This window comes from Paenibacillus sp. N3.4 (genome assembly GCF_008017805.1).
In the GTDB taxonomy this organism is placed as follows: Bacteria; Bacillota; Bacilli; order Paenibacillales; family NBRC-103111; genus Paenibacillus_E.
Genome location: NZ_VRTT01000025.1, coordinates 64,232 through 90,735 on the forward strand (window position 1 = coordinate 64,232; position 26,504 = coordinate 90,735).

The 26,504-nt window shown below is 43.3% G+C and carries 19 protein-coding genes and 1 rRNA gene; 17 read left to right on the forward strand and 3 right to left on the reverse strand.

Going from position 1 to position 26,504, the window contains the following annotated elements:
- The first annotated feature begins 27 nt into the window (after positions 1–27).
- The 3 genes from FU659_RS14825 (at position 28) to FU659_RS14835 (ending at position 8,662) form a co-directional block, all read left to right on the forward strand.
- Positions 28–6,834 (forward strand): non-ribosomal peptide synthetase, encoded by a 6,807-nt coding sequence (locus tag FU659_RS14825; RefSeq protein ID WP_147948301.1) that lies wholly within the window; start codon positions 28–30, stop codon positions 6,832–6,834.
- A gap of 138 nt (positions 6,835–6,972) precedes the next feature.
- Positions 6,973–7,314 carry a hypothetical protein gene (locus tag FU659_RS14830; RefSeq protein WP_147948302.1) on the forward strand — a complete coding sequence of 114 codons (342 nt, stop codon included), beginning with the start codon at positions 6,973–6,975 and terminating at the stop codon, positions 7,312–7,314.
- A gap of 82 nt (positions 7,315–7,396) precedes the next feature.
- Complete coding sequence (locus tag FU659_RS14835; protein ID WP_147948303.1) at positions 7,397–8,662, forward strand: methyl-accepting chemotaxis protein; 1,266 nt, start codon at positions 7,397–7,399, stop codon at positions 8,660–8,662.
- Between the two features lie 91 nt (positions 8,663–8,753).
- On the opposite strand, the gene FU659_RS14840 is transcribed toward FU659_RS14835, so the two are convergent.
- Positions 8,754–9,752 (reverse strand): zinc-binding dehydrogenase, encoded by a 999-nt coding sequence (locus FU659_RS14840; RefSeq protein WP_187274160.1) that lies wholly within the window; start codon positions 9,750–9,752, stop codon positions 8,754–8,756.
- A 217-nt stretch (positions 9,753–9,969) separates the two neighbouring features.
- Here FU659_RS14840 and FU659_RS14845 point away from each other — a divergent pair, with 217 nt between their 5' ends.
- From FU659_RS14845 to FU659_RS14870, 6 genes are all read left to right on the forward strand, one after another.
- Entirely contained in the window at positions 9,970–10,926 is a 957-nt protein-coding gene (locus tag FU659_RS14845) for a carbohydrate ABC transporter permease (protein ID WP_147948305.1), read from the forward strand.
- Positions 10,923–11,765: a carbohydrate ABC transporter permease gene (locus FU659_RS14850; RefSeq protein WP_147948306.1), complete on the forward strand. Its 843-nt coding sequence runs from the start codon at positions 10,923–10,925 to the stop codon at positions 11,763–11,765. Before FU659_RS14845 ends, FU659_RS14850 begins: the two co-directional genes overlap by 4 nt.
- A gap of 80 nt (positions 11,766–11,845) precedes the next feature.
- The gene (locus FU659_RS14855; protein WP_147948307.1) at positions 11,846–13,579 is read left to right on the forward strand and encodes a cache domain-containing sensor histidine kinase; all 1,734 of its coding nucleotides are present in this window, start codon (positions 11,846–11,848) and stop codon (positions 13,577–13,579) included.
- A 17-nt stretch (positions 13,580–13,596) separates the two neighbouring features.
- Positions 13,597–15,231 carry a response regulator transcription factor gene (locus FU659_RS14860; RefSeq protein WP_187274161.1) on the forward strand — a complete coding sequence of 545 codons (1,635 nt, stop codon included), beginning with the start codon at positions 13,597–13,599 and terminating at the stop codon, positions 15,229–15,231.
- Between the two features lie 117 nt (positions 15,232–15,348).
- Positions 15,349–16,677, forward strand: coding sequence for an ABC transporter substrate-binding protein (locus tag FU659_RS14865; RefSeq protein ID WP_147948309.1), 1,329 nt, complete (start codon positions 15,349–15,351; stop codon positions 16,675–16,677).
- Positions 16,678–16,815: 138 nt separating this feature from the next.
- The gene (locus tag FU659_RS14870; RefSeq protein ID WP_147948310.1) at positions 16,816–17,955 is read left to right on the forward strand and encodes a hypothetical protein; all 1,140 of its coding nucleotides are present in this window, start codon (positions 16,816–16,818) and stop codon (positions 17,953–17,955) included.
- Between the two features lie 216 nt (positions 17,956–18,171).
- Here FU659_RS14870 and FU659_RS14875 read toward each other — a convergent pair whose 3' ends face one another.
- Together FU659_RS14875 and FU659_RS14880 are read right to left on the reverse strand one after the other, a co-directional pair.
- Entirely contained in the window at positions 18,172–18,636 is a 465-nt protein-coding gene (locus FU659_RS14875) for an ImmA/IrrE family metallo-endopeptidase (protein WP_147948311.1), read from the reverse strand.
- An 11-nt stretch (positions 18,637–18,647) separates the two neighbouring features.
- Positions 18,648–19,085 (reverse strand): helix-turn-helix domain-containing protein, encoded by a 438-nt coding sequence (locus FU659_RS14880; protein ID WP_147948312.1) that lies wholly within the window; start codon positions 19,083–19,085, stop codon positions 18,648–18,650.
- Positions 19,086–19,317: 232 nt separating this feature from the next.
- On the opposite strand from FU659_RS14880, the gene FU659_RS14885 reads away from it, so the two are divergent.
- The 8 genes from FU659_RS14885 to FU659_RS14915 form a co-directional block, all read left to right on the forward strand.
- A complete protein-coding gene (locus FU659_RS14885; protein WP_147948313.1) occupies positions 19,318–19,830 on the forward strand; it encodes a sigma factor-like helix-turn-helix DNA-binding protein in 513 nt (170 codons plus the stop codon).
- 179 nt (positions 19,831–20,009) lie between these two features.
- Complete coding sequence (locus FU659_RS35485) at positions 20,010–20,174, forward strand: hypothetical protein (protein ID WP_187274162.1); 165 nt, start codon at positions 20,010–20,012, stop codon at positions 20,172–20,174.
- Positions 20,093–20,440 carry a phage tail terminator family protein gene (locus tag FU659_RS38845; RefSeq protein WP_397355780.1) on the forward strand — a complete coding sequence of 116 codons (348 nt, stop codon included), beginning with the start codon at positions 20,093–20,095 and terminating at the stop codon, positions 20,438–20,440. The genes FU659_RS35485 and FU659_RS38845 overlap by 82 nt, the downstream gene beginning before the upstream one ends.
- Positions 20,441–20,669: 229 nt before the next feature.
- Positions 20,670–21,140: a phage holin family protein gene (locus FU659_RS14895; protein WP_147948315.1), complete on the forward strand. Its 471-nt coding sequence runs from the start codon at positions 20,670–20,672 to the stop codon at positions 21,138–21,140.
- Complete coding sequence (locus FU659_RS14900; protein WP_147948316.1) at positions 21,137–21,922, forward strand: glycoside hydrolase domain-containing protein; 786 nt, start codon at positions 21,137–21,139, stop codon at positions 21,920–21,922. The genes FU659_RS14895 and FU659_RS14900 overlap by 4 nt, the downstream gene beginning before the upstream one ends.
- Before the next feature lie 225 nt (positions 21,923–22,147).
- A complete protein-coding gene (locus FU659_RS14905) occupies positions 22,148–25,279 on the forward strand; it encodes a S8 family peptidase (protein WP_147948317.1) in 3,132 nt (1,043 codons plus the stop codon).
- A 12-nt stretch (positions 25,280–25,291) separates the two neighbouring features.
- Entirely contained in the window at positions 25,292–25,963 is a 672-nt protein-coding gene (gene tenA, locus FU659_RS14910; protein ID WP_147948318.1) for a thiaminase II, read from the forward strand.
- A 449-nt stretch (positions 25,964–26,412) separates the two neighbouring features.
- Positions 26,413–26,504, forward strand: a 16S ribosomal RNA gene (locus FU659_RS14915); the annotation flags it as partial.

Here is a 26,504-nt window from a genome sequence, read left to right on the forward strand (position 1 = left end):
CTTAACACAGAGAAGGGTGGGAAAATAATGTATTTGGTTCTTAGCAACGAGAACAACATTAAGGAATATTGGCATAACAAATCAGATAGTGCTGAAAATAAAACTATACTTGCTCCGGACGCAAAATCGACAGACCGCACCACGCTATCAACCATTACACATAAGTTTCATCATGAATCCTTGCATGCGATTAGACAGGCCTGCGAACTGGCGGGCGCTGAACCATCCACAGTCTTATACACGGCTTGGTTCGTGCTGCTTCAGCGGTACTTACGTACGGAAGAAGCTTCTTTTGGAGCTTTTCTACCTGGCGAGGACAAGATCATTGTCATACATATGAACACCTCTTCAACTCTTTCATTGGATGAACTGGTCGAGCAAACACAAGCCGCCATCGACTTCGAACGCCCGTATGCATTGACACTAGATGAGCTTCAGGAGTTTAATGAGAAGTTTGGTCTTGAGTTAATCTTCAACACGACTGTCAGCATGGAGGAGTCCTTCGGGTCCCACAGTACTTCTTATATGCCGGAGAACGACTTGTTTCTTCGTTTTACATGCAATGAAACAATTGAAGTGGAAGCCACCTATCGGGAATGCGCATATGAGTTTGAGACGGTACAGCGATTGCTCCAGCATGTAGAACATATCGTGATGACTTGGATCCAACAACCTCAATCAGCGATCGCAAATATGGATTATATCATGACGGATGAAAAGGAACGCTTGCTTGCAACGTTCAACCCAACAAAGCATGACTTCTCATCGGATTTTACAATCCACCAATTGTTTCAGATTCAAGCCGCACAAAAGCCTGAACATACAGCGGTCGTATGCAGTGATGAAAGAATGTCCTATAAGGAGTTAGATGAGCAATCCAACCGTTTGGCCCGAATACTCGTTAGCAAAGGTATAGGTCGAGGTGACATTGTTGGAATTATGGCGGGTTCTTCTCATCAGATGGTGGTCTCCATTCTGGGTATCTTGAAATCAGGAGCCGCCTATTTGCCGATTGACCCGAATTATCCTGCTGAACGTACTCGTTTCATGTTGGAAGATAGCAAGGCAAGATTGTTATTAACAACGCCAGGCATCCTTCTTGAGGTTGCATTTGAAGGTGAATCGCTGTCTGTTAACGAGGATTTGTTAATGGGTGAAGAAGCCAAGCCGCTTTCAATCCAAATCGAGCCAACAGACTTGGCCTATGTGATTTATACGTCCGGATCAACGGGAACGCCTAAAGGTGTTATGATTGAGCATCGCTCGTTGATTAACTTAGCTCAGTGGCATCAGGAGCATTTTAAAGTCACGGATAAAGACCGAGCTACTAAGTATGCAGGTTTTGGCTTTGATGCATCAGTTTGGGAAATATTCCCCTATTTGATATCCGGAGCATCGCTGGTGATGATTCCTGAAGAGATACGTCTTGATGCGGAAGAATTGAATAATTATTTTGAACAACAAGGAATTACAATCAGTTTTCTCCCCACTCAGCTATGTGAGCAGTTCATGGGATTAGACAATACGTCCCTGCGTGTGCTTCTAACAGGGGGAGATAAATTAAAGACTTTTCAGGCTAAAGGCTATGAGCTGCATAATTGCTATGGCCCAACTGAAAATGCTGTCGTAACCACGTCGCATCTCGTTACACAATTGACGGATAACATTCCAATCGGAAAGCCTGTTTATAATTCTCAAATTCTTATTATGGATGCGGTTGGCAAGCTGCAGCCAATTGGCATTGCCGGTGAATTGTGCGTGAGCGGGGTTGGACTCGCACGAGGCTATTTGCATCGACCGGAGTTGACTGCTGAGAAATTTGTTCCTCACCCGTTCGTTGAAGGTGAGCGTATGTATCGGACAGGCGATCTTGCTCGCTGGCTGCCTGATGGCACCATTGAATTCCTCGGACGTATCGATCATCAGGTGAAAATTCGTGGTTATCGCATTGAGATCGGAGAAATTGAGCAGCAGCTTTTACAGCATAAATCCGTACAAGATTGCGTGGTCATGGCCCGTGAGGATCAGTACGGTGCAAGTTACCTGTGTGCGTATGTCGTTGCTCCAACAACGTGTACGCAGCGTGAGCTTGCTGACTTTCTATCCGCTCGACTGCCGGAATATATGGTTCCACCGCGTTTTGTGACGCTTTCTAATCTGCCGGTAAATGCGAACGGAAAAGTTGACCGGAGAGCGCTCCCGGAACCCGAGCGAGCGACTGAATTTGCTGTAGTCACAAGTGCGGCAAATGAAACAGAACGACAGCTCGTAGAGCTATGGCAGACTGTATTAGGTGTCATAAATATTGGACTCGACGAACGTTTCTTCGAAATTGGCGGGCATTCTTTGCAAGCGGCTGTCCTTCGCGGACATATCGAAAAGCAATTTGGCGTGAGATTGCCTATAAGCGAATTATTTCAGTATACAACGGTCAGGGAGCAAGCTCTGAGAATCGTGGGCAGCAATAATTTGGGTGTCATTCGTCCTGCAATTGAACCGGCGCCAATATCCACCTACTATCCCGTCTATCCTGCGCAGAGACGGATGTATCTGATCGAACAGATGGAAGGTGTGGGCACGGCCTACAATACGCCGATGCTGCTGCGCATCGAAGGTAAACTTGATGTTGGTCGATTGGAGCTAACCTTGCATCAGTTGATCCAACGTCATGAAATGCTGCGTACCTCTTTCCTATGGGTCGGCGAAGAAATTGTACAGATGATTAAGGACTACATTCCCTCCCGACTAGCGATTCGCAAAGCTGCAGAAGAAGAAGTAGCAGGAATCATGCGCACATTCGTGCAGCCGTTCAATCTGGGAGAAGCCCCACTCATGCGTACGGAGTTAATTTCCTGCGCCGAACAATTGCATTTTTTGCTGCTTGATTTCCACCATATTGCTGTGGATGGGGTCTCCATGCATCTGTTCTTTGAGGATTGGAGCAAGCTATATGCCGGGGAGGAACTGCGTTCCCAAGCGATTCAATTTAAAGATTTTTCCGTGTGGTACGGCCAACCAGAAAACGCTGCTGCCCGAAACAAGTTACAACATTACTGGCAATCTACCTTAGCGGGTGAGATTCCTATTTTGCAGATGCCAACCGACATGGAACGTCCTGATGTTCAAAGCTTCAAAGGCGATACGCTTTCGATTCAGTTAGGGTCTTCCATCACCAGTGATTTGAAAAAACTTGCAAAATCAACGGATACGACTTTATATATGATTTTGCTTGCTGCTTACAACGTGCTGTTAGCGCGTTATTCCGGGCAAGAGGACGTCATTGTGGGTGCGCCTTTCGCTTGTAGGACCGAAAATGAGTTCCAGCACATGATAGGTATGTTCGTTAATACGCTGCCACTGCGCAGTTATCCAGAGAAAAACAAGCCGTTTTCTGTGTTTTTGCAGGAAATAAAAGCTTCTGTGCTTGGCGCTATTGAACATCAAGAATATGAGCTTGAGCTCGTTTTGCAGGCGTTAAACATCCCACGTGTACCGGGAAGAAATCCGTTATTCGACACTTTGTTTGTGATGCAGAATACGGGACGTTTGACGCCATCCATGGAGGGGACCGAGGTTACGGTAGCCCCGTATGTGGAGCCGATTGCCAAATATGATCTGATGGTGGATGTGACGGAAGAGGAAGCAAACATCCGCATCGACATCCAGTATTGTACGGATTTATATGCACAGGAAACGATGGAACAGATGAGTCGGCATTACGTGCGTATTCTCGAAGCTGCTGTTTCTTCGGACCTCGTGCTGTCGGAAATCGTTCTGCTGGATGAGAGGGAAGTTGCCGAACAGATCTATGGTCGCAACGAGACGAGAGCTTCTTATCCTAAGGAAGCGACGATTCAGTCGTTGTTCGAGGAGCAGACGCTGCGGACGCCAGACCATCCTGCTTTGGTGTTCGGCAGCGAACAGCTAACATATAGAGAATTGAACGAGAAGGCTAATCGTCTTGCGCATACGTTAATAGACAAGGGCATTCAAGCCGATGAAGTTGTAGGTTTGATGGCTGACAGATCGCTGGAGATGATCATTGGATTACTTGGCATTCTTAAAGCCGGTGGTGCTTATGTGCCGATCGATCCTGAATATCCGGAAGAACGCATCAATTACATGCTGGCAAGCAGTGGAGCGAGACTATTGCTGACACAAGATCAGCTTTCCGGTAAAACAACATTCGAGGGTGAAGAGCTATATCTGGATCACGATGACGTGTACAGTAAGCTTTCGGACAATCCTGAGAAATGCAGTACATCTGCGGATCTGTTATATGTTATATACACGTCTGGAACGACAGGCAAGCCCAAAGGCGTTATGATAGAACACCGTAATTTGGTCAACCTGATTCATTACGAACATACCCAGACGAACGTAGATTACAGCGGTAAAGTTTTGCAATTCACAACGTTAAGCTTCGATGTATGCTCACAAGAGATCTGGTCAACCTTGCTTGCAGGCGGTACCTTATGTCTGGTTACCAACGATACGCGTCGTGACGTGGGCAGGCTGCTCCAAGTGATTGAAGAGGAAGGAATCAATATCCTGTTCATGCCTGTTTCGTTCCTGAAATTTATTTTAAACGAGAAGGAATATACAGATCGTTTCCCTAAATCTGTTCGGCATATTATTACGGCTGGCGAGCAACTGATCGTACCGGAGAAGTTCAGAGAGCATTTGCGCCGTTATCAAGTGTTTCTGCACAATCATTACGGGCCTTCAGAAACGCATGTAGCCACGGCTCTCACAATAGATCCTAATGGGCCTATTCCTGAAATTCCCCCAATCGGCCGACCGATTGCGAATACGCAAATTTACATTTTGAATGATCGTTTGCAGGTCCAGCCACCGGGAGTTCCGGGTGAGCTTTATATTGCGGGTGATTGTGTTGGAAGAGGTTATTATGGGCAGGATCACCTGACAGCTGAGCGTTACTTGCCAGACAAGTTTGCAAACGAAGGAAAGATGTACAAAACCGGAGATCTGGCCCGCTGGAATGAGGATGGTACGCTTGAATTCCTCGGAAGATTGGATCATCAGGTGAAGATTCGAGGATTCCGTATCGAGCTTGGGGAAATCGAGAACACGCTGCTCAACCATCCAGTAATTAAGGAAACAATTGTGCTGGCCAAAGAAGATAACAGCGGAGGACGTTACTTGTGTGCGTATATCGCTGTAGAGGAAGAGCTTAGCGTTATGGAGCTGCGGAGCCATGTAGCTGAAAGCTTGCCGGATTATATGATCCCTTCCTACTTTGTACAGCTTCCTGCCTTGCCGTTGACGCCAAATGGGAAAATTGACCGCAGAGCCCTGCCTGACCCAGAGCCAGATCAACTGCTTGGCAGCGGCAACGACTATGTGGCGCCACGTACGGATGCAGAAAGCCGAATTGCAGAGGTATGGCAGGATTTGCTTGGCATAAGCCGAATCGGCATTCACGATAATTTCTTTGAGTTGGGCGGACATTCGCTTAAAGCGGCAGTTATGGTCGCGAGACTTCAGCAGCAGTTTGAAATTGGGATTAATGACGTATTTGAACATCAAACCATTGCGGCTTTATCTACCAAAGTTAAAGCGACGTCGAATCATTTAATGGAGAAGCTTGCGCTTCTCAAAACGGCTCATACTTCCGCATCAGCACTTCGCTTTGAAGCAAGCGAAGAGGCTTATCGATTAAAGAATGAGAAGTATGCCCAACTGGATCTGACCAAGAAAGTTGCTTATAGCCATGTGCTGCTGACAGGAGCAACCGGATATTTGGGCATTCATCTCCTGCGAGACATGCTGCTCCATACTGCTTGGCAAGTCCATGTTATTGTTCGTGGAGATTCGGATGAACAAGCTGCTTCCCGTTTGCGCGATAAGTTGGCTTTCTACTTTGGCGGCACTGTAGACGAAACACAGTGGAGTCGGATATGCGTCCATCGAGGTGACCTTACACAAGAGCGCTTTGGTTTCTCGGAGAACACATACATGGAGCTGTCAGGCACAGTTGATGCTATTGTGCATTCAGCAGCAACAGTCAAGCATTACGGCGCATATCATTATTTTGAACAACATAATGTAATTGCCACCGATCGACTGCTTGCATTTGCTAAACTGAACCGAGCTAAAGACATGCATCATATTTCTACTTTAGGTGTAGCAACGGGGAAAATAGCGAATCAAACGGCTGTTCACTTTACTGAATATGATCTTGATCTGGGGCAGCAGCATGAGAATTATTATGCCAAAACGAAGCATGAGGCAGAACAACGTGTTGCAGCAGCACGTGAGGCAGGAATTCGTTCCAGCATCTACAGAATCGGCAACATTGTGTTCCATTCTGAGACTGGCAGATTTCAAGAAAATATTGAAGAAAACGCGTTCTACACGATGATGCAATCGTTCATCCGACTTGGTATGGTGCCTGAAATGGAACCAGACACGGATTTCTCTTATGTCGATGCGTTGAGTAGGGCGGTGGTCCTGCTTATGCAGCCAGTGGCGCTGCAAAATGAGATCTTCCATCTGTTTAATCCTCATCGAGAGAGCTTGCATCAAATCTTGGCGGACGGACGATTGAAATGGGATGTAAAGTCAGGGTCATTCGAACAATTTATCGATTATATGATCGCTAAGTATGAGGCCGACATTTGCAGGGAAGAGATTGAGAAGATCATGCTGCACTATGGCTGGCTGGAAGAGCATCATAGTGAGACGATGTTTGAGATAGCTGTTGGAAAAACAGTGTCTGTACTTTCCTTGTTAGGTTTTCAATGGCAATCTGTCGAACAGCAGCAGATTGATGCGATGATTGCTTACTGCAAAGAAGTGGATTTCTTATAATTCGACATAATTTTTTATGAATCGACATACAATTTTTCATAAAAATAGATTAATCGACAAATTTTTCTTTACTTCAATGTAAATTTTGGTAAAATCAATGGAGTACATATCTGAAAAAACAACAGGAGGTAATAAATCATGTTTCAAATAACTTACGATCAAGTTAAGAATCGAGTTACGGTTAACGTACAAAGCATTTCAATGGAGGAGGTAGAATCCTATCTCCAAGAATTTAAGAAAGTTCTTACTTTGGTGAAACCCGGTTTTACAGGTTTAACTGACTTGAGCGGCGGAAAGTTGTTTACGCAAGAAGTTGCGGTAGCATTAGGGCCCCTAGGAGAGCTTTGTGTTCAAAAGGGTTTAACGAAATGGGCTTATTACACGGGTTCTGCCGTTTCGAAAATGCAAATGAAACGGATGTTTGGCGATATTGTCGTTTCTTTTGAAAAATTAGAAGATGCTGAGGCGTTTCTGAGCTAAATATGATGATTCGCAAAAAAGCCTGGATCCCAGGCTTTTTTGCAAAAATGACCAAAAAAAGATAGCGGGTTGGTGTATAATATTGAATTTTTACAAAGATAAACAGCTTATGATTTCTTCATCGGTTCTAGCGCTGCTGCCTATTGTCTTATCTTTCCTATTTTTTATACCGGGAAGAGGATGGGCTTCATTTTTAATCGGCATTTTGGTCTTGGCTGCTGCTTGTTTCTTCGGAGCTTACTTTATTATTAACCGTATCAAAGGTACAACGGATAGTGAGCTGAATCTTTTGGCAGCTGAAATAAAGCGTGTGGCTGAAGGAGGCAGGTCGACAAGCGAGCTGAATTTCAGCAGTGCAACGACAAAAGCGGCAATCCATGATTTCAATAAAGTGGCGCATGCGCTGAATGAAGTTGTAGGTGAAACCGAACATTACGTCAAGGATGTTAATTCAGCTGTAGAAATGGTGAAGTCGACTTCGGAAGTCGGACACTTTGTAGCTGATCTTATAAGTGAATCGACTCGAAATGTGGCTGAGGAATCCAAAAAGCAAATGGAAGTTCTAAAAACCACAGTGAGAACGATGTCAGAGATCTCCTCCGCTATTCAGCAAATTGCCAGCAGCTCCGACGAAGTAGCAAGCACTTCCGGAGAAACGTCCCACAAGGCAGCTATGGGTGGAGAAACGATTCAAGATGCGATTGCCCAAATTACCAAAACGGATGAAGCGCTAGAGAAAATGCTGGAGCAAGTCAATCGGCTTGGAAGCCGATCCAAGGAAGTGGAGAAATTCGTTTCCGTGATTACGGAATTGTCCAGTCAGACTCATTTGCTTGCATTGAACGCAGCCATCGAGGCGGCCAGAGCAGGCGAATACGGCAGCGGCTTCTCCGTTATTGCCAGCGAAGTCCGCAAGTTGGCCGAACAGTCAGCAGAATCTGCGAAACAGGTTAGGCTGATTAATGGCATGATTCAACAGGAAGCGGATGAAGCTGTTTCATCTTCGGCCCATGTGGCAGCGGATATGAAGAAAGGAATTGCTTCACTCAATCAAGCCGGAACCACGTTTGTCTTTATCCAAACTTCGATTGAAGAAGTAAGCACGCAGATTCAGGAAGTGTCTGCGGCAGTAGAGGAGATTTCGGCACATACAGAAGAGGTCACGGATTCACTGGGCCAGACGGAGAAGATTTTCGATAATGCCAGATCAGAAATGGACAATATTCGCATGGCGTCTGAGGAGCATTTCACATCCATGGGTCAAACCATGGAAGCGGCGAATACGTTGTCTACACTGACTGAAGAGTTGAAGCGTAAAATCAGTCAAACCCCCTCAAACGTTCAATAGAAGTAAAAATGATTGTTTATTATCGAATAGGCGGAAGCAAAAAGAAGCATAATCGGATCAGCTTTTGATCCGATTATGCTTCTCCGTGTTTTCAGCCCTCCATAGGGAGAAGTAGCACTTTCCCCAAGGTCATATTCGCAGCATATTGATGAATCGCAGTGACAGTTTCACTCAATGGGAAGCATTGGCTGATTTCAGTCTGGATATCGGTGCCTATGGATTTCTTCATAGAACCTTGCAGGGCAAGAAGTTCAAAGATGGATTGCGTTTTCACCCAATCCGAAGCCCAGAATCCGGCGATGCGCTTACGTCGGAAGACAAGATCATCGGCATTGATGGTCGTCGTGCTTCCGCTCAAAAGGCCATATTGAAAGAGTGTGGAGCCATCTGGCAGTGAGGACAGAATACGACCGGTCAAATCGCCACCCACCGCATCGAAGCAAACGGCAGCACCAAGCTCAATGGACTTACGCTTTAGGTCCATTTCGAAAGTGTCAGAGTTGCTGTTGAGGATGTGCTGTGCTCCGATTTCTTCGAGCAACTCTCTTTGCTCGTGCTTGCGAACGACGCTGATAATAGGCAGATTAACCTGTTTGCCAAGCTGCACCAGGATCTTGCCTAGCGCACTGGCTCCGGCCGTTTGTACAATCGCTTTAGACTTGAGCTGCTTCGCTATTTTGACCATTGCTAAAGCGCTTGCCGGATTGACGAAGAAGACAGCGCCTTGCTCGTCCGTTACTTGATCCGGCAAAACCATACATGTCATAGCGCTTGCCTTGGTGTACTGTGACCAGGATCCGAATACTTCGGATACGAAGGCAACACGCTTGCCCTTTAACATACGCGCCACGAGGCTGCTGCCTGTCGCGATGACCGTCCCGCATCCTTCCATCCCGCCAACTGAAGGCAGCGTTCGCTTTATCCCGTAATGACCGTTAAGAAACAATAAATCGGCTGGATTAATGGATGCCGCATGAACTTTAATGAGGACTTCGTTACTTTTAATCTCAGGTATGGAAGAGGTGCCGTATTCAATACCTGAAATTCCGCCATACGTCTTAATTAATGCGGCATTCATTGTTGTAGTCATGCTCATAGACCCACCCGTCTGTTTACATTCTTTAAAATAATGTTCACCCATTATTATATAATACTGTGGGTTATGTGGGAATAATGACATTTATGTACATCTTGTTGGATCACGCAGTATTCAATCTCAGAGAAAGAGTGTTCAATCCTTCATGGTCATCCCTCCTTGGCTTTTTTATACTAGGTATATAAAGAACCAACTGCAGAGGTGATAGCATATGAAGAATGAGATTTCAGCTCCTAGAATTGATCTACAAGCTGTTAAGAAATCCAAGAAAGCAAGAAGATGGGAAACACCGTTTACTGGTTATTTATTTCTTACTCCTTGGCTTATCGGCATTATTTGTTTAACTTTATGGCCTATGCTGCAATCCTTATACTACGCGTTCACTGACTATTCGATCCTTGATAAGCCTCATTGGCTGGGATTGGATAATTTTCGGACGATTCTTAGCGAAGATGATACGTTCCTTCAGTCGTTAAAGGTGACCTTGTGGTTTGTTGTCATTTCGGTTCCGTTGAAATTGGCTTTTGCTCTCCTTGTTGCGATCCTGCTTAAGAAGGATATTAAGGGGATGAAGGCCTATCGCACGATGATCTACCTACCTTCCTTAATTGGCACAAGCGTGGCAGTTGCCGTACTTTGGCGCAATATTTTTGGCGATGATGGCATTATTAATCAAGCTTTGAAGGTCGTAGGCATTCAAGGCAAAGCATGGATCAGCGATCCTTCAACAGCGCTTGGCACATTGGTCATTCTTGTTGTTTGGCAGTTCGGCTCCTCCATGGTGATTTTCTTGGCTGGTCTCAAACAAATTCCCAATGAATTATATGAGGCGGCAGAGGTTGACGGCGCATCGAAAGTTCGCCAATTTTTCTCGATTACATTCCCGATGCTCTCACCGATTATCTTATTCAATCTCGTCCTGCAAACGATCGGTTCCTTCCAAACCTTTACCCAAGCCTTCGTTATTACGAGGGGGGGACCTGTTCACTCCACACACGTCTATGCGATGTATTTGTATGAACGCGCTTTTGACCGTATGCAAATGGGGTATGCGTCAGCACTTGCTTGGATCTTATTGATCATCATAGCGGTCGCGACAGGTCTACTGTTCGCCAGTTCCAAATTTTGGGTCTTTTATGAGACCGAATCTGGGGGTAAAAGCAAATGACAAGGAAGCTAACTTCAATGAATCGCCATATCATTCTTCTTGTTTTTAGCCTATTGATGATTTATCCCGTCCTGTGGTGGTTGGGGGCTTCCCTGAAGCCTGAATCAGAAATGAGTGCTCCCGGTTTGTTTCCCTCCACTTTCATGTGGAATAATTTCTCAGATGGTTGGTCGGCCTTGCCTAAATATACGTTCACAAGATATTACATGAATACGTTCGGATTAATTCTTGGGGTGATTTTTACAACTTTCGTATCTACGAGTTTGACGGCTTTTGCCTTTGCTCGGCTCGATTTTCCGCTTCGGAAAATGTGGTTTGGGATCTTATTAGTGACCATGATGCTGCCTACGCAAGTTACACTCATTCCGCAGTACAGCTTGTTTAATCAATTGGGCTGGGTCAACACGTATTTACCCTTTTTTGTTCCTCATGCACTGGCTGGGGGAATTGGCGGTTCTTTCTTCGTCTTCCTGCTTGTCCAATTCATACGTGGATTGCCAAGGGATTTGGATGAAGCAGCCAAAATTGATGGCTGCAGTTGGTTCGGTATTTACTGGCGCATTATGCTGCCATTAATTCGTCCGGCACTGGTCACCGTAGCGTTATATTGTTTCCTTTGGAACTGGGACGACTTTCTCGGACATTTGATTTATATCAATTCGCCTGGGAAATATACGGTAGGGCTCGCTATCAAACTATTTGTAGATACACAATCTGAAGGTTCTTGGGGCCAACTGATGGCGATGTCGCTATTGTCCATTGTACCGGCTATCATCTTGTTTTTTTCGGCGCAACGGCATTTTGTTGAAGGTATTGCTTCTGGTGCGGTCAAGGGATAAGATATATGGATATTTCCACATAAAAGCTGCGAAGCCTATTCGCGGCTTGTTCTTCTATTCGGTAGAGAGAAGGGATATTCTTGACGCGCAATCCATTCAAAAAGTATCGGATCGATTATTTGTACTTCACTGCTTTCGCCGGTATTATTCTTTTGCTTATTGTTTCTTCCACGTGGTTAAGTGTGCGATATATGACCCGTCAGAATGAAGATAACGCCGCGTACTATCAGCAAAGGCTTCTTCACGAGACGAATAAGCAGCTGGATCTGTTGGCGAGATCGATGGATCAGCAATCGTTAAATATATCGCGTAATTCAGATTTGCAAGATGTGATTACCGGGCGAAACACAGATCCTATTAAAATCCGCCTGCTTTTGGATTGGTTGTCTGATCAGGTCTACAGTACCTCTGAAATCCATTCCATCTATATTTACAGTGACAGGCCAGCATATACAGGAGCCACAAGCCCTATACAATTCAAGAGTCTGCAGGAGACAGATCCGGATACCCAACTGATGCTCACTACCATTGAACATGCAGAATCCGCGTGGACGCCGGAACATACATTAATCAGATACGAACAGAAAAAACAAGTCGTCAGTATTAATCGTAAAATATATTTAAACTCCGGACAATTTATTGGCGTTCTTACCCTCAATGTAGATGCCGAGGCGATTCGTGGACTCATGTCCGAACCGTCTAATCCTGCGAACAGGAATTTGTTGGACAGTGGAGGACGTTTCCTCATGGCAACTTCGAACTTTGATCAAGGTGTTGTTAGTTTGACGCAAAATCTGTTGGCCCGTAATCCCGAACTATCGAATGGCAAGCTGAAAATGAATACGGATAAAGATGTTAGCGTCTTTGTCGTATGGGAGCGTTCCTTTACAACCGGCTGGGTGCTGCTGGAATTGACGCCATGGTCAGAGATGAAGCAAGGCACAGGGGATATTGTTCGCGTCTTAGTATGGATTGGGTTAGTGGTTATGATCATTGCCATGGGCGTAACGCTGCTTATTTCACGGCAATTTACGAAGCCGTTAAGGAAAATGACGCAATTGATGAGCAAATTCGATCTGGAGCGAGAGACAATCAAGGTACCCAACGATTACTCCAATGAATTTGGACATGTATTTCGAGGGTATAATCGTTTGACTGAACGCATCCTTCAATTAGTTCATGAACTGGAAGATCAGCACAAGCTGCAGCGGGAAACCGAAGTACGAGCTTTGCAAGCGATGATTAATCCCCATTTTTTATATAATACGTTAGATCAGATCAATTGGATGGCGATTGAAGCCCGCCAGAATGAAATAAGCCGTGCATTGGCTCTGTTGGGAAAAATGCTGCGTATTGGCCTTTCGAATGGGGCAACGCTTATTCACATTCATGAAGAAATCGCACATATTGAATGCTATTTAGGTATACAAAACATTCGTTGGGATAATCAATTGCAGTATACCATTGAAGTGGATCCAACGTGCAGCGATCTGTATATTCCGAAAATGACCCTACAGCCCCTCGTTGAAAATGCCGTCGTACATGGGTTTAATGGGCAAACCTCGGGACATATTCAAATTGTGGTAAAGCAGGAAGTGGGCGATGTATGGATTCGCATTTCGGATAATGGAGCAGGTCTGCGAAATGGTTGGGAAGATGCTCGGCCTCGTACGCGAGGGGGGTATGGGCTGCGCAATGTCAGGGAGCGGCTGAAGTCTTTGTTTGGTTCTGAATATACGGTTCAGCTTGAATCCGGAGCATCGGGAGGAACCCATGCTATTGTGCACATACCCGTGATTAGTTCGACGAATTAGGAAAGTAGGTGGCCTCCGTGTGGACGATTGCTATTATTGATGATGATCGTAAAATTGTACAAAGTTTATGCAACGCCATCCCCTGGGAACAGTTCCAGCTCTCGCTTGTCGGGGAACAGTACAACGGTGTGGATGGCTTGGAGCTTATCCGTGCTGTGAAACCTGATATTGTCATCGCGGATATTTATATGCCTCAAATGAATGGCTTGGAGATGATTGAGACACTAAGAAACGAGGGCTTCGAAGGAGAATTTATTATTCTGAGTGGTTATTCTGACTTTGAGTATGCTCGTCAGGCGATTCGATTAGGCGTTAAAGAATATTTAATGAAGCCTGTTACCTTGGAGGAGCTTCACCACGTTCTGGGAAGAATGATTGCTGAGTTAAATGAAACCCACCATAAACAGCATGAACAAGCGAATTTATTGCGAAAGATCCAAGAATACGAGCCATTTGTGGAAAAAGAAACGCTTAAAGCGATCATCACGGGTACTTGGGAATATGGGCAGGAAGAAAGCCTGATAGGCCAAAAAGAATGGTTGGCTAATGGCAATCGTTATTTAGTTTTGGGGATGGCGATACATCCGTCCGGCCGTTTGGAACGTGCCTCCATGGCAGAATGGAGTTTGTTTCGATTTGCCGTTCATAATATTTTGGAAGAAACGGCTTCCGGCGAACAGGCAGGCGTCCAGATTCTCATGCTGCATAATCATCAAGCTGTCGTCCTCTTGTGGTCAAGTGAGGAAGCGGCTGATTTAATGGGACTGGCCTTGCGTTTAGCCGAACAAGTGTCCGGTAATGTGTTTCAATATCTCAAGGTGAAAATTGTGTTCGGTATCGGCACGGTCAAACAAGCTTGGAAGCAGATCGCGGATTCTACAGAAGAAGCTTTTTATGCCATAAATGCCAATCGCCATCGCATTCTTAATCGATCGGAAGTATACGGGTACGATCAGGCGGATAAACGGGTGCATGCCTTCACGCCAGAAGATAGTCCTACGAGCAAAGAGACAAGAGTGCGTTCTGTTTTGTATTTCCAACGTATTTCGGAAGCCATTCGGTATAACCAAGCGGAAGAAGCTTGTCGTTTGGTTGGTGAATTCGCTGAGCATTTGACTCAGTTGGGAAGTGTAACGCTTCTGCACCTAACGGCAACGGAGCTATGGACGATTGTTAAGTATGCAATGCAAGAAGTCGATATTGCGGTCGATGACAGTTATCCTGTTCTTGAGATGCAGCAGGAGATTAAATCATTAACCGATGCTTATGCTTTTGAAAATTGGTTAACGTTAAAAATCAGGGAGCTGTGCGGCAGTCGACAGTGGAAGGAAAACCATAAACATAAGGAAGCTGTCGATTTTATGGTGCAATATGTGCACGATCATTACGGCGAAGAGATTACACTTGAAGAGCTAGCTGATAAAATTTACTTATCCAAAAATTATTTGAATCAGATATTTAAGAAATCCACCGGTGAAACATTCGCCAACTATCTGCTTAAGGTACGCATGGAAAAAGCGGAATCTTTGCTATTACAGGGTCATTGCATGATTTATGAAGTGGCTGAAAAGGTTGGATTTAATAATGTAAACTATTTTAGTACAGTTTTTAAGAAGGTAATGGGTCGCAATCCAAGCGAATTATTGAAATAAGTGTGATGAAATTTGAAGATGAATCGTTCTAGATTACATTTATCAAACAAAATCCTTCCGTATAATAAGAGATAAGAACACAAACTACGAGCTCGACATACAAAGGGAGGAATAACAATGAAAGCTGTACAAAAGGGGTCAGCGGCCATTCTATCACTCGCATTGCTTGCTTCATTAACGGCATGTGGGGTTAAAGAGGATAAAACACCGGCGTCCACAGCCACTGCCGCGGCAACGGCCAAGACGGTGGATTCGGCAAAACCGGTGAAACTGAGAATCGTTTGGTGGGGGGCACAGGCTCGTCACGACGCAACTATGAAAGCGCTTGATCTTTATACCAAGAAACATCCGAATGTAACGTTTGAACCTGAGTTTTCCGGTTTTGATGGGTATTTCCAAAAGTTAGCTACACAAGCAGCGGCCGGGAATGCTCCTGATATTATTCAAATGGATGCTGCTTACTTAGCAGAGTATGCGGGACGCAATCAACTAGCTGATCTCAGTGCTGGTGTGAATACTGCGGATCTCGATAAATCGTTATTAGATACGGGCAAATATAAAAGTAAACAATATGCCATTCCACTCGGAAACAATGCGTTAGGTATTATTTACAATAAAGCGGCACTGGAGAAGCTTGGTGTTAGCGCGCCTAAGAGTGATTGGACGTGGGACGACTATTTCAAAATGGGGCAAGATGCCAAAGCTAAATTGAGTGATGGCAAATTCCCGCTCCTCAATTCCTTAACGGATTACGTTTACTACGATCTTTATCAGTTAGGTAAAGGCAAAGGCAACGCGGTAACCATTGATGGTAAATTCAATATTGATAAAACGGTTTGGACCGAATGGGTTAACAAGCATCAAGAACTCATGAAACAAGGTGTTATGCCGCCGGCTGAAAAGCAGGTTACGGATAAAGTAACAGATCCTAAGCTCGATCTGCTGCTGAACGATACGATTTTAGTTCGCCGCGCTTATGCTGCAGAGTTCCCAGGCTATGATACAGCGAAACAAAATACATTCGGTTTGGTCAAGGCTCCAAGAGCCACACAAGCCAGCGGTTATCTGAAGCCATCCATGTTCTGGTCTGTTAGCGCCAACTCCAAAAATACAGAAGAGTCGAAGAAATTTATCGATTGGTTTATCAATGACCCTGAAGTGGGTGACGTGCTCGGTACAACACGGGGAATCCCTGTTGCTCAGAAAGTGCGGACGTCGCTGGACAGCAAGCTGACAGCTACCGATAAAACACAAATCGAGCTGATCAGTAAAACGGCTCCGGATGCAAATCCGTTTAATCCAGGCGCACAAGGCTGGGGGAACTTCCAGAAAGATTACACAACCATCATGGAGACTTTGATGTTCGCAAAAACGACTCCGGATAAAGCTTATGATGAGCTAGTGAAAAAAGCGAAAGAATACGAAAAAGCGACGCCGGCTAATTAATGGTTGGTATGAAGAAAGAGACCCGTTGAGCTGGGTCTCTTTTTGTTGTTGTGTGATGTTTACATTTGAACATTGTGGTTTTAAATGAGTCTATACTTATATTCGTGTGTGAAACAAAGTATAGGGAGATGCGGATATATGAGAAAAGCGAAGGTTATTCAAAAAGTCGCAGCTATTACAGTTATAATTTTACTTATTGTATCTTGCAGTAGAAAAGAATCAATTCATACATTCACAGAGGCAGCAACAGTAACACCAACAAAAGACCCAACTGAAATTTCGCTTACTAATAGGCAAGAAGATTGGGAGAGCTACCTTTATAGGCTTATAAAGAACCGCGAAGAAAATTTATTATATACACAGCAGGATTTTGAAATAGATCTGGCTGAATACATAAAGCAAGGTAAGATTTCCTTACAAAATGACCCTGCCGAAATTAAGGCAATAATAAATTCTATTGACTCTTCATTCCTAATAGACATAGATCATGATGGCATTGATGAACTGTATGTCATACAGTGCGAAGGTTCAATTAGACAATACTATGGAACTGTGTTCAAAAAGAAAAATGAAGTTTATGTAGAGATGAGTGAATTTAAAGGGCATATTCTCCCCGTTAGATATAATAATGATGTACATTTTATTAGTATATTTAATAATTTTGAAACGAAGCATACAGAGGCAGTGGTTGAGTATGAAGTAAATGGCTTGGCTTTTAAGCCAAAAGAGATTTTGAATATAAACTATTTGTATGATGTATCAGCTGTTTCCAAATTAATGGGTAAAATGATTGATAATGAATATTTGAATTCTTTAAGCAGCTACGAAATTTCGGATTCCAATTTTGCAAATATGCCGGAAATATCCAATGAGTCATCTTATGATGTAAAAGTAACAGACGAAAAGTATAAAAATACATTTAATTGGACTATAAAATTATGGCTTACATCTGTAGGATACGCTCCGAATAGTTGGGAGATTAGTTCTAAAGATGAAAGTACACATAAATTTAATGGCATGGGACAAATTGAAACAAATGGAGATAAAGTCACTGATGATTCGGTGCTTTATGGTTGGAAGTTTTTCAAGGATGAATTTGATCAACTATTCTTGATAAAAGTCTCTTATCCTTTTTTTACATTGGAAGATCGTAAAGATGGAGATTTAATCTTACAATTATTCAAGTTTAATAAGGATTTTGTTGAGGAAGTTGAAAAAGTGCGTATTGAGCCTGAGGTTGAGGTTAATTACTGTCTTTTATCTTTGAGGTGTAATTAATTGTGGCATCATCACTGGATGGTGCTTTTTTTAATGCCAATGAGAAATCCTAGGAGCCAAAAAAAGGTTTTGACTTCTAATTCCAGTGGTGCAAGAGGGGAGATTTTAACCGCCTCGCGGTTTTCGCTTGGCGGCAAAATTAACTTTGTGCTTTGTTATGCTAGGGTGAATGGTTCTGCTTGCCAGATGTCCATTCAAATGTGCCAGGTCCATTGGTTAAAGTGAAAAATGAGAATCCTCATTCTTCCATATGTTTCGTTTAGGTTGAGGCCTTTGCTTTAGATGAGCGACTTCTTCAGGAACACCGCATACAGCAGCAGCCTCATAAATCGTCATGCCGTTTAATAACAAAGCATCCGGAATAAGCAGATTAGCTGCAAACTGATTGGCTTCTCTCTCATATTTACCTGGATTAGAGATAGAATGCTCATCTAACCAGAACCGACTTAAACCAGGGTGAAGCCGATCATGGCCAATTTCATGCGCACATATAAATCTTTTCCATGCCTCGCTTAAATCCTCATGAAGAACGATAAATTTTTGCCGTAAAACTTTATAATACAGACCGCGTGTACCATCTTCGAATTTAGCATATCGAATATTGATGTTTAAGCCTTCGGCAATAAGGAAGGGATCATTGGTCTTAAATTTTCGAATGAGCTTCTTTGTTTTTTCATGCAAGCGGCATCCACCTACTCTTTATTATCTTCTGAGGTGTTAGTTTTGTCGGGCTTCTTCCTGCCGTAAGTCTTTTTATTCATTTCTTTGGCTTCCCAGAAAAGGCCAGTCAGCACATCCATTACGCGTTGGCGAGCTTCACCTTCGATCGGTACACCGTCGAACATAACGGGAACATCCTCTTGCAGCATTTTCTTGAAATCCCTATTGTCTTTGGATGTAGCCCACTCCGGAGTTATGGGCTCTGATTGACCGTCTTCTCCCGTGAAGTAGTCTAGAGGCTTGTTAAAATAGTCAGCTATCGTCTGTAAAGCACCTACTTGGGGGTCTTTGGTACGACGATTCAAAATCTGAGTTAGGGTCGTGTAGGGGATCCCGGTATCTTTAGAAAGTCTGTATCTGCTAATGAGATGAACCTTCATAGCCTCTTCAATTTTCTCTGATATGCTCATCGTATCTACCTCTCATATATCTCTTATAAGTTATAACTTAATATAGTAACAATATCTCATAAGAGTTAGATATGTCAAGAAGTATACAGATAAAGGAAGAAATAGATGGAAAATATCACTTATTTGAGACTTACATTGGATTGTTAATATCTCTATAGAGTGATAGTCTAGCATTCAAGGAGGCTATTGATGAGAGATTTCCAATATCAGATAAGGGGCTGAGTGATTCAAAATGGTTCAATCAAATCCATGGTTAATTAGCATTAGCGAGTTGGAACAATCCTATAGAGGAACCTACCACTCACTAAAGAAAGCAAAGGAGCGTTCAGAAGATGTAAGAACCATCCAGATGATTACGCAAATGATTTCGGATGTCGATTTCGCCATAGAGTGGATGCATACGGGTAGGCGTCCAGGCAATAAAAGAGGCATCGAACGTAGATCCGCCTATCAGAGGGAAAAATTGATGGACCCAATCAGAATGCAGGCTTATGCACAACAAAACCATGCGGGGAGCCCTTCCAATTTAACAGATGGGCAAAGGAATCAGCTTGAGATGGCTTTATCTCGGCTTAGTGAGCGGGAGCGGGAATGTTATGTGATGGCACATGGCCATTGTCATTCGATGAGTGATATTGCTGCCATGTTGAATATTCGTAAAAGCAGCGTTCAAACATTTGTAGAAAGAGCTCAGAATAAAATATCAAAGGACTTGCAAATGAACTTATTCCTTTTAGTGGAATAGGTTCTCTTTTTTGTTTGTCGTACGGATGCCACTTAGTTATGAGAACACTTGTTCGATATAAGAGGAGGATAGCTTGGTAATTCAAACGGAAACCGAAAATGAACGTTCTCGTTTGCCCTGCCAGATGGCTTTAAACTGGGTACAAAGAAAGTGGAAACATTTTTGCAGAGGCAGGTGAGATGATAGCGATGATTGGAATTGAAACGGATGTTCTGAGTGGGATACTAGGAAGGCTAAACGAATTGGGAGCAAACCTGCCCAAATACGTGGAGAAGATTCCGCCAAACTTACAAGAGGCTGCTTTGTATGTTTTACAAGTGAGCAGCGGGCAGACGAAGGCCTAAAGGAAAGATATATACGATCATTATTGTATAACGTACATTTCTTCCCCGAGCCCCATAGTTTGACGAAGAAAGCGGACTGTCGGTCTATGGCTGAGCGTTTTTATGAGTCTTTGGAGTATGTTGAGATTAATGGTCAATTCGTTCGAGCGCATGATTTGAAATACGAAGTCGTGGACGAAGTGCTTCATTTCTTCCTCAGCTTGGATGTTCCTCTCATGAAAGAAAGACCAATAGGAACAAAAATGCTTCATATTAAAAAGGAGTAGGAGGGGAATGTTTTGCTAATGGTGACTGCTACAATAGCATTGATCATTTCATAACAACTATTCATAAACGTTCCGACAAGCAACAAAGAATGTTGTCCGCATTAACTAACTCGCACTTGGTTTGGACGAGAACGGCAATCTGTTGTAAGCGGAAGAGTGAAAATATAGACAAGCCCCGCTCATTACAGCGGGGCTATTCACATGCCATAAGAGACAAAAGGAGGTATTCATGGACGTAAGACTCGTAGCAGCCCATCTATTTACAGCTGCAGCCGGGGCAACGGGAAAAGAGGTCACCTATGGAGGTGTTTTTGCTGTGGTTGGAACATTTATTGCTGCGGCGATAGGCGGCTGGGACGTAGCCTTCCAGTTTCTTGCCTATATGATGGTCGCGGACTACATTACAGGCGTACTTGGGGCGATAAAGAATAAGAGGCTTAATAGTGATGTCATGTTTTGGGGCGGGATTCGCAAAGGGGTTGTGATGCTGGTTGTCTGCTTAGCTGTAAAGCTCGATCTTATTGCTAGTCAAATCGTAGGAGGTCAAGCCCCTGTTTTCCGAACACTCGCGATTTGCTTTTACGTCGGTCGAGAAGGCTTGTCTTTAATTGAAAATTCAGGAGTGCTGGGAGTTCCGTGGCCTCCCGCTATGAAGGAACGACTCTTACAACTTAGGCAGAAAGGGGAGGAAAAGAAATAAACAAAGGGTTTGATTGCGCTACGCCACTTTCTACGAAAACAGCAGCTCTTTTTGCCAGTCAAGGTTTCACATTCGTTGGTCGATATTTAGCTGAAGAGGGCTCATGGAAACGTCTTTCGCCAGCCGAAGCTCAATTTATTTCTAACTCTGGATTGCACATTGTTTCGTTCTTTGAAAAAGGGGCGAGTCGAGCGCGTGAAGGAGCTGCCGCTGGCACGAAAGATGGGAAATTGGCCCTACAACTTGCCAAAGTGGTTGGACAACCCGTGGGGTCAAGCATTTATGCAGCCGTGGACTACGATGCGTCTTCTGTTGATTTGAACGCGATCGAAGCTTATATGCGCGCTTTCGATGCAGAGATTATCGGCTATGAACTGGGCGTCTACGGTTCTTATTCGATCGTGAAAGAAATGTTTGAACGTGGCGTTGCAAAGAAACTTATGCAGACCTACGCATGGAGCAGAGGGAAAAAGTTCAACCCTATTAGTCTTTATCAATATCAAAATGACACTACTGTCAATGGAATTAGCATCGACCTCAACGAATCAAATGGCGATGCAGGAGGGTGGAGAGTAGGAGTGGCGATTCAACAGCGAGCAGAACTCGATCGTGGAGTAGCAAATACCATCATTCAAACATGGATCAAACCAGATTGGGACAAGGCCGAAGTTAATAAAAAAACTGCATCCAAAGAGACGATAGCCGTGTTGATTGAACAGCAGCGATACTACAATTGGTTAGCCATTCAGCTGCGTAAAGCCTCTGGACAATTTGAAGAATGATATAAAAGTGCTGAGATAGACAACAAACATTCAGAAGGATCTTGAATAGAAAAAACTTAAGCTCAAGCTTCCAGTTTGAGCTTTTCCCTACTCAATCGGTTTGTCTGCGTATCTTTTTCCAATTCTAGCATTTCAAACAAAATCTTAATGCAAACTTTAGTATACATAGTAATTATTGCCTCTTATAATTGGAGTTAATTTCTAATAATTACGAGGAGGCAAAAAGTGAATATTCTCAAAATCAGGTTCAGAGCAAAGTACCTCATGCTTGGTGTTTTAGCAGTTAGCATCTTTATTAATAGTGGAATTAACCAAGTAAATGCGGAGGTGATGCAGCCTTCCATAGATCCCATTCATGCCAATGTGGATGAATCATTAATTGTTCCTGGACAAGTTATCGTCAAATATAAATCTACTACACGTGGAAGATCCTTAATGGGAGAATCGATTTCATCGGTAGGGTCTCAACGTTTCTATAATGTCCATTTTTCTGAGGACGTGAGTGTTGCTCAAAAGATGAGTGCGTTGCAGAGTGATCCTGATATTGAATATGTAGAACCTGTATTTAAAGTCAAGATAACGGATCCTCCGAGTAATTCAGTAACAGCCTCTGTGTATACATCTAATGATTTAACCTATATGAAGAACTGGGGCAAAACGGTTACTGAGTTAACCTATGCCGCTGAAAAGACGACGGTGACTCAGCATGCAGCCGTTACCGTGGCAGTTATCGATACCGGGGTTGATTTGACTCATCCTGATCTTATTCATTCTATTGTACAAGGGTATGATTTCATCCATAACCAATCTAACGCCCAAGATGATAATGGTCACGGTACAAATGTAGCTGGTATTATCGCGGCGAAGGCGCACGATACGTCCGGATATTCTGGCGTGGCACCTGGGGCAAAGATTATGCCGATTAAAGTTTTAGACAGCAAAGGTGGAGGGAATACAGCCACGATTATTCAAGGTATTCAATACGCCATTGACCATCATGCGGACATTATTAACTTAAGTCTGGGCAGCAGCATTCCGAGTAGAGCTATGCAAGAATTACTAAGATCCGCTTTCGCCAATAACATTTTAATAGTTGCGGCCGCAGGCAACGATAGTAACCATTGGATTAACAATGAGGTAGGTCAATTAGACGACCCGCAAAAAGATACGCATCGTTATGCCTTTTTGTCTTCTTATCCAGCTGCTTTTCAAGACGTTGTAAGTGTTGGAGCTATTGAACAATTGGTAGATAGCCGTTTAACCATTGCTGATTTCTCAAATGTAGGAAAAATTGATGTAGTGGCTCCTGGAGTAAATATATATAGTACCTATTTAAATGGTGGATATGGTTATATGTCAGGAACATCGCAAGCAACTCCATTTGTTGTTGGGTATGCCGCTCTTCTCAAAGCTTACAATCCAAATTTAACGAGTGATGATTTGAAATCTATTATTTCTACAATGACCAAGGGGAATCTCTTGGATACGAATCATCAGTATAATTATGAGAATTTTAACGCCTATGAAGATGAGGCTGTCACATTTGAAATGGATTATGGCAGAGGCCTTATTAATGGTAGGCTGGCATTCGAGATCCCACGTCCAAAACTATCGCTCATACAAGATACAATTTCACAGGATCGTAAAATAACACTCAAAGTGACAGTGGAAGATTTATCAGGACATTTGCTAACTTATCCCTATCCAATCTCCATTAATTCTCGACTTTTTAAAGAAAATATACCATCTAGAGAATTTGATTTTTCTGCAGAAGGCAGCACAGTAGATAATTTAAATAATGGTTTTGCAAATATATCGATCGCATTAAATGAGGCTAGCCCTAAAGATGTCTATCATTATTACTATTTTGCAGAGATGTTGGATGCAAATAATTATCAAAGACGTTCCAATTATGTGCACTCCGTTCGCAAACCTGTTGCTCCTACAGCCAGTTTAGCAAGTGGCACTTATACGGGTACTCAGAAAATTTCTCTTTCTACGACACAAAGCGGTGCTGACATATTCGCTCTTTTAGTTGAGGGTAATAAAGTAAGATCAGGCAAAGTCTTACCGGGCGCAGCAATTGAAATTAAAGGTCCTAATTCCTTTCTTTCCGTATATTCGGAAAAAAACTACGTAGACAGCGACTTCTCAGAGTATGTGTATAACATTAAGCCTGCACCGGTTGGCGGAGGGGGTGGGGGTTTTATGCCATCACCAACTACGGATAAAGTAGAAACAGTAGTTGATGGTAAGAAAATTTTGGAGTTGAAGGAAGATAAGAATAAGCTTTTGGAGCGGTTGCGTTCATCAAAAGAAAGCTTAGATCTTGACGCTACTTCAGAAAAAGGATTTGACAAGCTCTCTGTTGAACTGCCAGGAGAAGTGGCGCAAAAGGCCGTTGAAGCCAACCTTCCTATTGTTATTAAGTCGAATGGTTTCCAGGCTACGTTTAATCCCAAGGGAGTCTTACAGCAAAATACTTTTAGCAAGCTGCAGTTTAAAGCAGAATTGATAAAAAAGGAAAATTATCCCATTGATATGGGGCTTGCATCTTCGGTCTATGATTTTGCAATTGAAATAGATGGGACGAAGATTAGCAGCTTCAACGCACCTATTGAAATGAAGTTTAATCTCGATGCGAAGAACAGTATTCATGATGCTAAAAAAGTAGGGGTTTTTTACTTCAATGAAGCGACGCGTAGTTGGGAGTACGTTGGAGGAACATTAAATAACGATCAGACGATTAAGGTGCAGCTTTCTCATTTTTCCAAGTATGCTGTGCTGGAATATAGCAAATCTTTTAGCGACATCAACAAGCATTGGGCACAAAATGAAATTGAAACAATGGCTTCGAAACAAATTGTTAATGGAATAACGGATAGTAGTTTTGAACCGGAAGCTAATATTACTAGAGCACAATTTGTAACCTTATTGTCAAAAGCATTAAGACTTCCAAACAGCAGCACGGAGACTTTGAATCCTTTTAGCGATGTTTCTTCAAAAGCTTGGTACAAGGATGTTATTTTAGCTGCGCATCAAGCTCATTTAATAGACGGGATTTCAGATGATCAATTTGCTCCTGATTTAACCATAACTAGAGAGCAGATGGCCGTAATGATCGTAAATGCTTATCTTTATGCAACAGGCAAAAGCTTGGCGGATATACAAATCACGCAAGAGCAAAAGTACGATGACGAAGGCACCATCAGTGAATACGCAAGGCAATCCGTAAGGATTGCGAATAGTTTTGGTTTGATGAAAGGAGCTACTGCATTGGAATTCTCCCCCATGAAAGTAGCTACTCGAGCGCAAGCTGCTGTTGTTATTTTTAGAATGTTGGAACAGATTAAATAAGGGGATTCAACGATGACATTCACACAACATTTGGTTACCAAATATCAGGATGCCTGGAGTCAGACTCTATTGCATCCATTCGTAAAGGAAATCGGAGAAGGCACACTCGATCGAAATAAGTTTCGTTTCTATATGATTCAGGACTATTTATATCTGATTGATTATGCAAAATTGTTCGCTTTGGGAACAGTAAAAGCAAATGATCTCCAGACAATGACTGAGTTTGCAGCTCACCTTCACTCCATTTTGCACGAAGAAATGTCTCTTCATCGTTCTTATGCCGCTCAATTTGGAATTTCAAAAGAAGAGTTAGAGCAAGCTGAGCCTTCACCTATCACATTAGCGTACTCTCATTATATGCTTCACGTAGCGCAGAATGGCGGATTAGCAGATCTTACTGCAGCGTTGCTGCCTTGTATGTGGAGTTACTGGGAAATTGGCCTTCTGTTGAAGGAGATTCCTGGAGCCCAAGATCACGTTGATTATGGAGAATGGGTACTGATGTATAGCTCTGATGAATTTGGAGCGTTGGCTCAGTGGTGCATCGGTTTGATGAATCGACTGGCGGAAGGGAAGCCTGCAGCTGAATTAGCCAGATTAGAAATCATATTTTTGAATACAACGCGTTATGAGACTTTGTTCTGGGAGATGGCTTATCAAGGACAAATGTGGAATCTTAATTAGATCAAATGTTTAGTTACAGCAAGGTCATCGAAGAGCTTCTCGAGTTGGCAGAATGAATGTCACTTTGGGAGGTTCTTTTTTTATCATCGAATTATAAGTTGCGTAACGATGCTCTATGTGCTATATTATGATTCCTGTCCAAACAGGGCGTGCAAGTGATTCGTAGATTCTAAGTATGTTGAGTATCTTCATAAATGGATGAAAAAAAGCTTGCAATTAAAAATCCAATATGGTATATTATTTCTCGCTGCTTCGGTAACACGGCAGCGAACGAAAGAAATTGATCTTTGAAAACTGAACAACGAGTGAGTAAGCACGAACGAGCAATCGTTCAAAAAAGAGATTGTAAAATCTCGCTAGCAACGCAAATGAGCAATTAAGCTTTCAGATATACGGACATAATATAGGGAACTTTGATCGTAGATCAAAGTCTCTCTGCTAAGTCCACTATTATGGAGAGTTTGATCCTGGCTCAGGACGAACGCTGGCGGCGTGCCTAATACATGCAAGTCGAGCGGAGTATTTCCTTCGGGGAATGCTT